A 12,447-nucleotide genomic window follows, 5' to 3' on the forward strand; every position below is an offset into this window, starting at 1 on the left:
CATTACTGCTTGCTGCACGCTTCAATATCGGGAGATTTATATAAATATTTGGAACAAAAAAAAACCCACTTCCGTGGGCTTTTTTTGACTCGGGAATTTTACAGGTAGAACGACTTCAGTGGTGGGAAGCCGTTGAATTCCACTGCGCTGTAGCTGGTGGTGTAGGCACCGGTCGACAACCAGTACATGCGGTCACCAATGGCCAGATTGAGTGGCAGGCCGTACTTGTAGTTTTCGTACATGATGTCGGCGCTGTCGCAGGTCGGACCGGCAATGACCACTTCTTCCATTTCGCCCTTTTTCTCTGTCCAGATCGGAAACTTGATGGCTTCATCCATGGTTTCGATCAGACCGGAGAACTTGCCCACGTCGGTGTAGACCCAGCGCTCGACCGCCGTGCGCGACTTGCGCGCGACCAGCACGACTTCACTGACCAGAATACCGGCGTTGGAGATCAGCGAGCGGCCTGGCTCCAGAATGATTTCCGGCAGGTCATCACCGAAGTCTTCCTTCAGGAAGCGGATAATCTCTTCGGCATAGGTTTCCAGGCTGTTGGTACGGGTGATGTAGTTGGCCGGGAAGCCGCCACCCATATTGATGAGCTTGAGAACGATGCCATCTTCTTCCTTGAGGCGCTCGAAGATCACTTTGACCTTGGCAATGGCAGCATCCCAGACACTGATGTCGCGCTGCTGAGAACCCACGTGGAACGAGATGCCGTAAGGCATCAGGCCCAGATCGCGGGCAAGGATCAGCAGGTCCATTGCCATATCGGTCTGGCAGCCGAATTTGCGCGACAGTGGCCAGTCGGCAGTGGTCGAACCTTCGGTCAGAATGCGCACGTAGACTTTGGCACCCGGTGCGGCCTTGGCGATGTTGCGCAAGTCGGCTTCGGAATCGGTTGCAAACAGACGCACGCCCTTCTCGTAAAAGTAGCGGATGTCTTTGGACTTCTTGATGGTGTTGCCGTAACTGATGCGCTCAGGGCCAACGCCGCAACCCATGACCTTGTCCAGCTCGTAGATCGACGCGATGTCGAAGCTCGAACCCTTTTCCTTGAGCAGATTGATGACTTCAACGGCAGGGTTGGCCTTGACCGCGTAGTAGACCTTGGCAAATTCGAAGCCCGCACGCAGGTCGTCATATGCCTTGCTGATGATGTCAGTATCAATGACCACGAACGGGGTTTCTTGCTTGTCAGCGAAGGCCTTCATTTTCTTGAAGGTTTCGGCTGAGTAGTAGTCTTCGACATTGATCGGCATGCTGCTGGAACTCCTATTGGCAAACGGTATTGGTCAATGGGTACAAATGAACGCCCTCCGTATCCCCACTTTGGTTCGCCTACTTCCCAAGGCATGTCGCCGAAAGCAAAAAGGCCCTGAAGGGCTGCCTTCCTGGCCTTGCTGTCTCGTCGTCAGTACTTGAGCCGGATGGATCGTTTCCAGCATGGACGTTCGGCGCGAACTTTAGGACCTGAGGGGCCGGATATCAACAAAAAATGTCGCGTTTTTGCACAGGGCTCTTGAGTTGCCTTCCCAAGGACCTGTTTAACCGACCTGCATGACAGGCAGATGTTCCCCTGTGACGGGAATCAGCGACCCTGAGGGTTGGCTGACCTGATATTTTTGACAGTAGACGGAGCTGCCAGCAGCGCGCCCAATAATGCCTTGGCCAACCACCAGGTAGCGATCATGGACGATAAATACGCTGAAGCCGCTGGCTCAGAGCCTGCGAGTACTGCGCAATTTGAAACAGTCGTTACTCTTAAAGGAACGTCCTCTGCCGAACTCAACAGGGTGAGGCAAGCGCGAGCCCGAAGACACAGTGACTACAAACCCACCAATATTTACGTCACCCGAGGCGAGCGCCTGCAAATCAGTTACGCATTCGTAACGGGAAAAGTATCTGCCGTTATCGGCGTTCCGGAAATTGATACCCCCGTCGTCATCGATTTGATCGACGGGGACAACATCATTGATGCCCCTCAATCAGGCCTGTTGAGCTTCATCTACCAAACCCCGGGAGGCACTGGACTAGCCTTTATAAAGGGCTCCTTTAGCTACGTGCCCGCGTTTACATTGCATGAGACAAGCGACGCACAGTGGCTGGCGCAAATGCAACAGCACAAAAATGCACCTGTTGTGGTGCTGACGAGTGAACGGGCCATGATAGTAGTCCGTTACGACAGTGCCAAGAACTACCTCACCGGCAGTGTGAATCGGTTAATGCTTTACTACGATGACGTCATTCGAAGTCAAGACGCCATTTCAGGAATAGCGGGTACAGACGACACCGAATGGGCGATCGACCCTAATAAAAATTTTTACGTAGAAGCCGACAGCGGCTACATGTTTGCTGATCACGGACACATGGGTTTTCATGGAGAAAAAGCACTTCGTCGCTTGCTGTCCAGCGACACTGCAACTGGCTGGGGCCCTTGGCATGAAAGCGGTCATCAGCGCCAGCTGTCTTCCATGACATGGGCTAACATGACGGAGGTGACCGTCAACGTGTATTCACTCGCCACGCAGGAAAGACTGGAGTGCCATGCGTCGGGCCTGGATAGTGTGTACCCCTCGATCAAAAAATACCTGAACAGCCCGCACAGGATCTTTCACAATCTGCCGGAGCATTCCCAGAGGGTCGCCATGTTCTGGCAACTCCACCTTACGTTCGGCCCGGCGTTCTACCCTCAACTGCATCAACGTTACAGACTCATGCAGGATCCACCGCGTCTGGACATTGGCAAGGATCAGCGCTTTATGGTCGAGACATCATTGCTCACCCATACCAACCTTTCGGTGTTTTTTGACCGCTGGGGAATTTATCCAACGCCAGAAACGCTTCGGCAGATCTCGGATTTGCCAACACTTGAGAAGCCTATCTGGGACACGGATGCAACCACGACCTATACGTTACCCCTGCCGATACCCTCCTATATACCTGCACTGGCGCACTTGCGGTCCAGCGCTCGGTTAGGCGGGCGTGACGGGAAACACGGATTTTATATAGACAAGCAACTTTACTTGACCCACCATTTCGAGATAGTGGTAAACGGCGTCGTCGTGGCATCAGCCGATCATGACATCCGTCAAAATTGCGAAGTTTTGTTTGAAGGCAATGTGGCCCACGTCAACAGCAATACTCAGGTTGGCTTCTTTGACAGAACAAGCATTGTCGCGGTGTTCGGTAATTTCAAACCCTTACTCGCTGGAGCCGGGTCAGGTAGCGATCTGTCACCCATAACCGATCTGTTTACAGATGAGCGCTGTGTCGAGCTGAGCCCGGGGTTCACAGTGTCCCATTTTAATGACCTTTATTTTCTATGGTCTCTTTTCCCTGACGAACAAGGCGTGGCGATTCGCTTGCTGCGCCGCGCTCAGCGTCTGTACCTGGAATCAATGGTGAAAAGCTTTGCTGTAAGCCTCAACAGAGTGGTTGTCACCTTTGTGAATCAAAGCTTCAAGGATAACGAGTATGCATTGATGGACGGTTCTTCGACGCTCTCGACGCTTGAAAACGGGCAAGCCAGTGGCTCACAACTGGTTGGTAATGTCTGGACTTGGGTGGGTAGCCTCTCGCCCACTTCGGAGGTTGCGTTAACCGCCGTTGCGGTCGCCGAGCCCTCCTATACGCTGTTTTCAAAATCACCCTTACAGGACGACATCCACTCAGAAGTGCGAACGCTGTTCACCGATGAGGCAATGACCCAGTTGGCTGCTTTCGTTGATCAGCCCGTGCTTAACGACCTTGATGAAAAGATAAATGGCAACTTTCAGATCAACGTCATCAATCGCGCCACCTACAGACTCTATCTGAATACCGCTCAAGCCCTATTACTCAAGCGAACCATCCTGCGCATCGTCAGGACAGCCAATACCCTTCAGGTTTATTTTGACGGTGATACCTTCGTCAAGCACAACTACAAACTGTTCGTCAATCATGACTATGCCTCTGAAATAACCCAAGGCAAAGCCTATTATTCCAGCGTGTCGAATGGCCTATGGACCAGCAGCAGGAAGTTTGAAAACGGCGACAATTGCAAGGTCCTGATCGAGTACAACGGAGTCAGCCATCTTCTCTACGAAACCGATATCGAAGACTCGTTTTCTGCACTAGCGTCGCCAGACAGCAATGTGACTCAATGCGATGCAGACGATCTATAGCGGTTCTTTGCGTAGCCTTGTTCATGCTGGACGTGGGTGCCCACGGTAGCCGATCCCTTACCGTCATTCACACGGATTGACGCGTCATTGCGCCAGCCCGGGCCTTTGCAGGACCGGGCTAACGTTGTCACATCAAGCCTGTGCGTCTGCTGCAGCCGTTTCAGCCGGGGAAACAATACTGGTCTTCATGCCTCGCGAGCGGCCCGAGCTCAGATAAGCCGCAATGGACTCTTGCGTCACTTCACCCAGGAACACATTTTCGGCATCCAGTACCGGCAGCCACGAGCGGTTGAACTCGTACATGCGCGACAGCAGGATGCGCAAGTGCTCGTCGTACGCTGCCGTGCCGTTGAACTCGCGCAGGAACTGGGCGCATGTGCCCTGCTGACGATGCAGGTCACGACGACGCACATAGCCCATCGCCTTGTTCTCGCCGTCGGTAACGACGATGTAGCGACGGTCGTTTTCGTCCATCACGTCCAACGCATCGGCGACCGGGGTTTCCGGGCTGACCGACGGTGCGTTGTCGGCAGCATCCTCGGCCTTGACCAGCAGCAGGCGTTTGAGCGTGCTGTCCTGGCCAACGAAGCTGCTGACGAAGTCGTCCGCCGGGTGCGCCAGCAAGGTGTCCGGATGATCGATCTGCAGCAGCTTGCCGCCACGGAAAATCGCAATCTTGTCGCCCAGCTTGATGGCTTCGTCGATGTCGTGGCTGACCATGATCACGGTCTTGTTCAGCGCGCGCTGCATTTCGAAGAACTCGTTCTGGATCATCTCGCGGTTGATCGGGTCGACCGCACCGAACGGCTCGTCCATCAGCAGCAACGGCGCGTCAGCCGCGAGGGCACGGATCACACCGATTCGCTGTTGCTGACCACCGGACAGTTCACGCGGGTAGCGATGCAGGTACTGTTTGGGCTCCAGTTTGATCATGCTCATCAGTTCGCGGGCACGGTCATGGCAACGCTGTTTGTCCCAGCCAAGTAGCTTGGGCACCACCACGATGTTTTCTTCGATGGTCATGTTCGGGAACAGACCAATCTGCTGAATCACGTAACCGATGTTGCGACGCAGGGTCACTTCGTCCAGATCAGTGGTGTCTTCGCCGTTGATAAGCACTTTGCCGGAGGTCGGCATGATCAGGCGGTTGATCATTTTCAGCGTGGTGCTCTTGCCGCAGCCCGACGGGCCGAGGAAGACGCAGATCTCGCCCTCGTTGACCGTGAGACTGACCGAATCGACAGCCTTCACTTCTTTGCCGTTGCTCTGGAAAGTCTTGGAGAGGTTCTGGAGTTCGATCATTTCAGTAATCCTTTTGGAGTCAGCGTACGTTGCAGCCATTGCAGGAGAAGGTCGGCGATGATGGCCAGAACACTGACCAGTAGCGCGCCGACGATCAGCATCGACATATCGCTGCGGCTGATTGAAGCAAGAATGAGTACACCCAGGCCACCGGCACCGATGGTCGCGGCGATGGTCATGACACCGATATTCATCACCACGGCGGTGCGCACACCGGCGAGGATCACGGGCACCGCGATGGGCAGCTCGACCATGCGCAGGCGCTGGCCGAAGGTCATGCCGATGCCCTTGGCAGCTTCACGAATGCCCGGCTCGACGCCGGTCAGCGCCAGGTAGGTATTGCGCATGATCGGCAGCAGCGAATAGAGAAACACCGCTGTGATGGCCGGCATCGGGCCAAGGCCCTGACCAAATTTGGAGTAGAACGGCAACAACAGACCGAACAGCGCAATGGACGGCACGGTCAACAACACCGTGGCGCTGGCTTGCAATGGACCAGCCAGTGCCGGAAAACGCGTCATCAGGACGCCCAATGGCACGCCGACAAGAATCGCCAGGGTCACGGCAATGCCGACCAGCGTGATGTGCTGCCAGGTCAGTTGCAGGACCTGAGCCCAGTCCAGATGGGAGAAGGCGCTCAAGAAACTCATATCGTCTCCTTCCTTAGTTCAATGGATGCTGACGCAGAAAATCTGCGGCAACCGTGGTGGGGCTTTCATGGCCGACGTCGACGCGAGCGTTGAGGTCGATCATGGTCTGGTTGTCCAGCAGATCAGCCAGCGGCTTGAGTAGCGTGGCGATGTCCGGATGCTTGTCCAGGTACTCCTGACGGATCACCGGCGCCGCGGTGTAGTCCGGGAAGTAGTGCTTGTCGTCTTCCAGCACCTTCAGCTTGAACGCGTTGAGACGACCGTCGGTGGTGTACACCAGACCGGCAAACACCTGACCGTTACGCAACGCGGTATAGACCAGCCCGGCGTCCATCTGCCGGGTGTTTTCACGACCGAGATTCATGTCGTAGTGCTTGACCATGCCGATCAGGCCGTCGGAACGGTTGGCAAACTCGGTGTCCAGCGCTACGACATGACCCTCTTTGGCTTCATCCTTGAGCACTTTAGTCAGGTCGGTCATGGTGTTGACCTGCGGGTACTTGTCAGCCACTTTTTGCGGCAGTGCCAGCGCGTAGGTGTTGTTGAATTTTGACGGCGCAAGCCAGACCAGGCCTTTCTTCGCATCGACTTCTTTCACGCGCGCATAAGTCTGTGCGCTGTCGAGTTTCTCATCGATGTGGTTGTAGGCAACCAGCGACACACCGGTGTATTCCCACAGCAGATCCAGCTGGCCGCTTTCCTGTGCGCTGCGCGCCAGGTTACTGCCGAGACCGCCTGTGATCTGTACGTCGTAGTTCTTGGTCCGCAGGTATTGCGCAGTCAGTTCGGCCAGCATGGTCTGTTCGGTGAACACCCGTGCGCCGACGCGTAGCAGCGGCTTTTCCGCAGCCTGGGCAAATGCCGGAAGCAACAAGGCAAAGCCTAAAAACAAGCATATTCTTTTCATGTTAATTCCTTCGCTCAACGAGCCAGACCGCGTTCCAGCCAGAGACGGCTGGCCAGTGTCACCAACCCATCGAGCAGCAGCGCCAGCAGCGCGGTACACGCCGCACCCAGCACCAGTTGCGGCTGATTGTTCAACGCGATGCCGGGGAAAATCAGGCTGCCGAGGCTGTTGGCACCGATGAGAAACGCCAGCGGCGCCGTCCCGACATTGATCGCCAGCGCGACACGCACACCACCGACAATGATCGGCACGGCGTTGGGCAACTCGACACGCCACAGCACTTGGCGCGGAGTCATGCCAATACCGACGGCAGCTTCCTTGAGTGAACCCTGAACGTTTTTCAAGCCTTCATAAGTGTTACGCACGATAGGCAACAAAGAGGCGAGGAACAGCGCGAAGATCGCAGGCCCGCTGCCAATCCCGAGAATCCCGAGGGCAATGGCCAGAACGGCGAGAGGAGGAACGGTGTTGCCAATGTTGAATATCTGCATGAAGCGTTCGGCCCGGCCAACCATACTTGGTCGGCTGAGGGCAATGCCCGCAGGAATACCGACCACCAGGGCCGCCAACATTGAAACCAGAACCAGAATCAGGTGAGCCTGAAGGTAGAACAACAGGTCATCCTGGTATTGCTTGATAGTACTGATGCCGATCCAGTGGATCAGCAGGGCCAGGAGTGCGATCACAACCGCACCTCCCAATAGCCCCTTGCCATAGCGATTTGCCACAGGCGGACTCCTTATTTCAGTCGGCGAACGCGTTGACCTGGACGTCCGGAAAAGACGTCGGCAATAACGTTCGCGAAGAGCAGCGGGTGGGTCGCCGGTAAGGGTTTAACCTCGGCGAAAACACAAGCCATAAGCGCAGCTTCGTCAAGCCAACATGCTGATGAATCAGCCCCGTGCGTTGGCTTCGTTGCGAGCCTTGACGGGGGAGTGGACGTCTCCACGACCTGAAAGGTTCCCACACGAGACATTATCTGGCCATCGTTTATTGTCTGAACGGTTCGGTTATTGCCGCGAGTTGAGCTATAATCTGCGCCCTTTTTCAATCCCGTACCAGGCGATTTCCCATGACCCAACAGGCCGCCGAAGTCGCGAAACGCCGCACTTTCGCCATCATTTCCCACCCGGATGCGGGTAAAACCACCATCACGGAAAAACTCCTGCTGATGGGCAAGGCCATTTCCGTCGCCGGTACGGTCAAGTCGCGCAAGTCCGACCGTCACGCTACATCCGACTGGATGGAAATGGAGAAGCAGCGCGGTATTTCCATCACCACATCCGTGATGCAGTTTCCGTATCGCGATCACATGATCAACCTGCTCGACACGCCGGGCCACGAAGACTTCTCCGAAGACACCTACCGTACCCTGACGGCTGTCGACTCGGCCTTGATGGTCCTCGACGGCGGTAAGGGCGTCGAGCCACGCACCATTGCGCTGATGGATGTCTGCCGTCTGCGTGATACGCCCATCGTCAGCTTCATCAACAAGCTCGACCGCGACATCCGCGACCCGATCGAGCTGCTCGATGAAATCGAAGCGGTGCTCAAGATCAAGGCTGCGCCGATCACCTGGCCGATTGGCTGCTACCGGGATTTCAAGGGTGTCTATCACCTGGCCGATGACTACATCATTGTCTATACCGCAGGTCACGGCCACGAGCGTACCGAAACCAGAATCATCGAAAAGCTCGATTCGGACGAAGCCCGCGCCCACCTGGGCGACGAGTACGATCGTTTCGTCGAGCAACTGGAGCTGGTACAGGGCGCCTGCCACGAGTTCAACCAGCAGGAATTCATCGACGGCCAATTGACCCCGGTGTTCTTCGGCACTGCGCTGGGCAACTTCGGCGTCGACCATGTACTCGATGCCGTAGTGAACTGGGCTCCCAAGCCGCTGGCACGTGTGGCCAACGAGCGGACCGTCGAGCCAGCCGAAGAGAAATTCAGCGGTTTCGTGTTCAAGATCCAGGCGAACATGGACCCCAAGCACCGCGACCGTATCGCCTTCATGCGTATCTGCTCGGGACGTTACGACAAGGGCATGAAAATGCGCCATGTGCGCCTGGGCAAGGATGTGCGGATCGGCGACGCGCTGACGTTCTTCTCGTCGGAACGCGAGCAACTGGAAGAAGCCTATGCCGGTGACATCATCGGCCTGCACAACCACGGCACCATCCAGATTGGCGATACCTTCACCGAAGGCGAAGCACTGGGTTTCACCGGTATTCCGCACTTCGCCCCGGAGCTGTTTCGCCGCGTGCGCCTGAAGGACCCGCTCAAATCCAAGCAATTGCGTCAGGGCCTGCAGCAACTGGCCGAAGAAGGCGCCACACAGGTGTTCTTCCCGCAGCGCAGCAACGACATCATTCTCGGTGCCGTCGGTGTGCTGCAGTTCGATGTGGTCGCCAGCCGTTTGAAGGAAGAATACAAGGTCGAATGCGCTTACGAGCCGATCACTGTCTGGTCTGCCCGCTGGATCGACTGCGACGACAAGAAGAAGCTCGAGGAGTTTGAGAACAAGGCCGTGGAAAACCTGGCAGTAGACGGTGGCGGTCACCTGACCTACCTCGCCCCTACCCGCGTGAACCTGGCGCTGATGGAAGAACGCTGGCCAGACGTGAAATTCCGCGCCACCCGCGAGCATCATTGATAATCCAGGCTATCGTGCGACGCAGAGCGTCGGGAACGGCATTCCCGCGCTGGAGCGTGAGGAACGATAATCTCAACGGCGACTATCGTGCGACGCTCTGCGTCGCATGCCGTTCTGGACGCTCTGCGTCCAATCCTCCCGGAACATTCACTGACTTGGATCAACCATTCGGCGCAAAATGAGAATTAATCTCAATAGTGCCTTGCTATTATCCCGATAAGAATTATTCTCATCTTACTTGGACAGGAGATGAGACATGACCTATTTGATCGATGCATGGCTGGACCGGCCCCACCCTTACCTGAGAATTCTCCATCGCGAGACAGGCGAAGTGTGTGCGGTTCTGGAAGAGGAAGCACTGGAGGAGTTACGCGATCAGGGCGATCTGGATGTGTGCAGCCTGAGCTCCAGCGAGCCACTGGTGCTCAAGGAGCTGGTGAGAAATCTGTTTCTGTTCTGCTATGCGCGAGCGTTGCGCCCCATGGGTGAGTTGCACTGAGAATGAAGCAACAGCACAATCCCGCTGCTGAACGAATCAGCGTGATTCGTTCAGCGTTTTTCTGTATCGAACACGTCGATTACAGAACGTCCAGCAGTTCCACGTCGAACACCAGCACGCTGTGCGGTGCGATGCTGCCAACGCCCTGAGCGCCATAAGCCAGCTCGCTCGGTACGTGCAGACGCCATTTGCTGCCAGCGTTCATCAGTTGCAGCGCCTCGGTCCAGCCCGCGATCACGCCGCTGACCGGAAACTCGGCCGGCTCGCCACGATCGTAGGAGCTGTCAAAGACATTACCGTCGATTAAAGTGCCGTGGTAATGAACACGCACCTGATCTTCACGGCCTGGCTTGGCACCATTACCAGCAGTCAGGACTTCAAATTGCAGACCCGAAGCCAGCGTGGTCACGCCTTCGCGCTTGGCGTTCTCAGCCAGGTAGGCCTTGCCAGCCCCGGCAGCCTGCTCAGCCTTGGCGGCGGCTTCGGCCTGCATGATTTCACGGATGACCTTGAAGCTGGCGGACATTTCTTCCTGACCCACACGGCTTGGCTGGCCACCAAACGCATCGCGCAGACCTGCCACGATGGCTTCCAGGTTGACGCCCGGTGGCGGGTTGTCGCGCAACTGGTCGCCCAACTGACGGCCAATGCCGTAGCTGACGCGGGTTTCGTCGGTGGACAGATTGACTTCGGACATGACACTGCTCCGCAGAGGGGCGCGCAGTCGATAATCGCGTAAAACCTGAACGGCAATCACGCTACACCCTGATGCGCCCCGAACCAAAAGGGCAAGCAGCCTAGCACAATTGCCCTCACGGTCCCTACCGCACTAGCGATTTGCCCCTGACGGTCAGGACCACGATGAATGAAAGGAGATCGGCATACGCATCTCGGAGCGATCGTTCACCGGCATGCCGCACAGTTCGTCATGCACCACACAATGCACCAGATAGAACGGCACCACCGGCATGTCCTTCAGCAACTCCCGGGCATGCTCCACAGAGCGAAGATGCAGCGTCTTGCCTGCCGGATCCTTGAGCATCACCGAGGTGCCGTTCATGCGTACATCCAGCAGGTAGATGCCACCTTCGATGGAGATCAGGTTCAGCTCATCGACCCGACCGGCCCGGGCGTGATCGGTAAACTCCTGGTAATTCATGGTCGACTCTCCTGCGCAACGTCTAATGCATCGGAACAGACGTTTTACAACACACGGAGGCGACATGCCAGACACGAAACCGCCCGCCCCTTTTATCCTTCATCGCCTCAGTGCTTGGTCAGCTTGTCCAGATAGCCCATCGCAAACGCGGATATCACGAACGTCATGTGGATAATCACGTACCACATCAGGTACTCGGTCTTGATGTTGGTGGCGTCCATGAACACCCGCAGCAGGTGGATCGAAGAAATTGCCACAATGGACGCCGCAACTTTCATCTTCAGCGAGGACGAATCCATCGTCCCCAGCCAGTTCAGCTTTTCCTTGTCTTCATCGATGTCCAACTGCGATACGAAATTCTCGTAGCCGGAAATCATCACCATCACCAGCAGGCCACCCACCAGCGCCATGTCGATCAGCGACAGCAACACCAGGATCAGGTCAGCTTCAGCCAGAGAGAAAATGTTCGGGATGACGTGAAAGATTTCCTGAAAGAATTTCAGACACAGCGCCAGCAGCCCGAGAGAAAGACCGAAATAGATCGGCGCCAGCAGCCAGCGCGATGCGTACATGGCATTTTCAAAAAAACGTTCCATTGATACTCGCAAGGTGTTTTGAAGGAGCGGGCGAGTATATCAGCGGTAACGCACGGCTCTGGAGGTGCGACAAAATATCGCACAGCCAGCAGGCATGCACTGTCGCGTAACGCGATTGCGCAACCGAGACCGGCTAGAAAGGCGATGAGCGTTCACACACCAGCATATCGCTGTTGATACGTCGCAACTCGGCTTGAACGTGCAAAGTCCAGATCGGTACATCATCGGCGCACTGGTAACCATGCAATGACAGGCTCTCCAGAATGCTCGTCAATACCGCCTGCGCTGCCGGCAGGCCCTTGAAAGGCCCTTGGGACTTGATCGCGGAAGGCTGCTCATCGGCCATGCCTGCGGCGAAAAGCACCATCCATTGTCCGCCATCATGGGGAAGGGGTCGAATGACACATTCGATGCGGGTCATCAGTCCCATGCATTCTCGGGTAAGGCAAAGGCTACGCTGCATGATGCGCTCCTGATCGGCAAGAGTATTCATCCTGCTCGCAAAGCAGGAT

General features: G+C 56.1%; 12 protein-coding genes. 3 read left to right on the plus strand and 9 right to left on the minus strand.

Annotated elements, in window-relative coordinates; translation table 11 throughout:
• Positions 1 to 98: 98 nt before the first annotated feature.
• Positions 99 to 1,262: a type III PLP-dependent enzyme gene (locus tag MME58_RS21820; RefSeq protein ID WP_055006676.1), complete on the minus strand. Its 1,164-nt coding sequence runs from the start codon at positions 1,260 to 1,262 to the stop codon at positions 99 to 101.
• 429 nt (positions 1,263 to 1,691) lie between these two features.
• Between MME58_RS21820 and MME58_RS21825 the strand changes: the two genes are divergently transcribed.
• The gene (locus MME58_RS21825) at positions 1,692 to 4,166 is read left to right on the plus strand and encodes a M60 family metallopeptidase (RefSeq protein WP_054988437.1); all 2,475 of its coding nucleotides are present in this window, start codon (positions 1,692 to 1,694) and stop codon (positions 4,164 to 4,166) included.
• Positions 4,167 to 4,298: 132 nt separating this feature from the next.
• On the opposite strand, the gene MME58_RS21830 is transcribed toward MME58_RS21825, so the two are convergent.
• From MME58_RS21830 to MME58_RS21845, 4 genes are read right to left on the minus strand one after another with little or no spacing between them, the layout of a single operon-like run.
• The gene (locus MME58_RS21830; RefSeq protein WP_054988432.1) at positions 4,299 to 5,468 is read right to left on the minus strand and encodes an osmoprotectant ABC transporter ATP-binding protein OsmV; all 1,170 of its coding nucleotides are present in this window, start codon (positions 5,466 to 5,468) and stop codon (positions 4,299 to 4,301) included.
• Entirely contained in the window at positions 5,465 to 6,118 is a 654-nt protein-coding gene (locus MME58_RS21835; RefSeq protein WP_054988433.1) for an ABC transporter permease, read from the minus strand. Before MME58_RS21835 ends, MME58_RS21830 begins: the two co-directional genes overlap by 4 nt.
• A gap of 13 nt (positions 6,119 to 6,131) precedes the next feature.
• A complete protein-coding gene (locus MME58_RS21840) occupies positions 6,132 to 7,025 on the minus strand; it encodes a glycine betaine ABC transporter substrate-binding protein (RefSeq protein ID WP_054988434.1) in 894 nt (297 codons plus the stop codon).
• Positions 7,026 to 7,039: 14 nt separating this feature from the next.
• The gene (locus tag MME58_RS21845; RefSeq protein ID WP_024675938.1) at positions 7,040 to 7,753 is read right to left on the minus strand and encodes an ABC transporter permease; all 714 of its coding nucleotides are present in this window, start codon (positions 7,751 to 7,753) and stop codon (positions 7,040 to 7,042) included.
• A 344-nt stretch (positions 7,754 to 8,097) separates the two neighbouring features.
• Here MME58_RS21845 and MME58_RS21850 point away from each other — a divergent pair, with 344 nt between their 5' ends.
• Positions 8,098 to 9,681, plus strand: a complete 1,584-nt coding sequence (locus MME58_RS21850) for a peptide chain release factor 3 (RefSeq protein ID WP_054988435.1) — start codon at positions 8,098 to 8,100, stop codon at positions 9,679 to 9,681.
• Between the two features lie 256 nt (positions 9,682 to 9,937).
• Complete coding sequence (locus tag MME58_RS21855) at positions 9,938 to 10,180, plus strand: PA4570 family protein (protein WP_002555214.1); 243 nt, start codon at positions 9,938 to 9,940, stop codon at positions 10,178 to 10,180.
• Positions 10,181 to 10,259: 79 nt separating this feature from the next.
• Here the strand turns inward: MME58_RS21855 and MME58_RS21860 are convergent, their stop codons facing one another.
• The 4 genes from MME58_RS21860 to MME58_RS21875 all read right to left on the minus strand — a co-directional run bounded on the left by MME58_RS21860 (position 10,260) and on the right by MME58_RS21875 (position 12,398).
• Positions 10,260 to 10,877: a BamJ family beta-barrel-assembly machinery protein gene (locus tag MME58_RS21860; protein WP_054984819.1), complete on the minus strand. Its 618-nt coding sequence runs from the start codon at positions 10,875 to 10,877 to the stop codon at positions 10,260 to 10,262.
• 153 nt (positions 10,878 to 11,030) lie between these two features.
• On the minus strand, positions 11,031 to 11,339 hold the full coding sequence (locus tag MME58_RS21865) for a DUF6482 family protein (protein WP_054984818.1): 309 nt from the start codon (positions 11,337 to 11,339) through the stop codon (positions 11,031 to 11,033).
• Between the two features lie 107 nt (positions 11,340 to 11,446).
• On the minus strand, positions 11,447 to 11,935 hold the full coding sequence (locus MME58_RS21870; RefSeq protein WP_054984817.1) for a TIGR00645 family protein: 489 nt from the start codon (positions 11,933 to 11,935) through the stop codon (positions 11,447 to 11,449).
• A 133-nt stretch (positions 11,936 to 12,068) separates the two neighbouring features.
• Entirely contained in the window at positions 12,069 to 12,398 is a 330-nt protein-coding gene (locus tag MME58_RS21875; RefSeq protein WP_054984816.1) for a PA4575 family protein, read from the minus strand.
• Between the last annotated feature and the right edge of the window lie 49 nt (positions 12,399 to 12,447).

The sequence above is a fragment of the Pseudomonas syringae pv. tagetis genome (assembly GCF_022557255.1).
Taxonomy (GTDB): Bacteria; Pseudomonadota; Gammaproteobacteria; order Pseudomonadales; family Pseudomonadaceae; genus Aquipseudomonas; species Aquipseudomonas caricapapayae.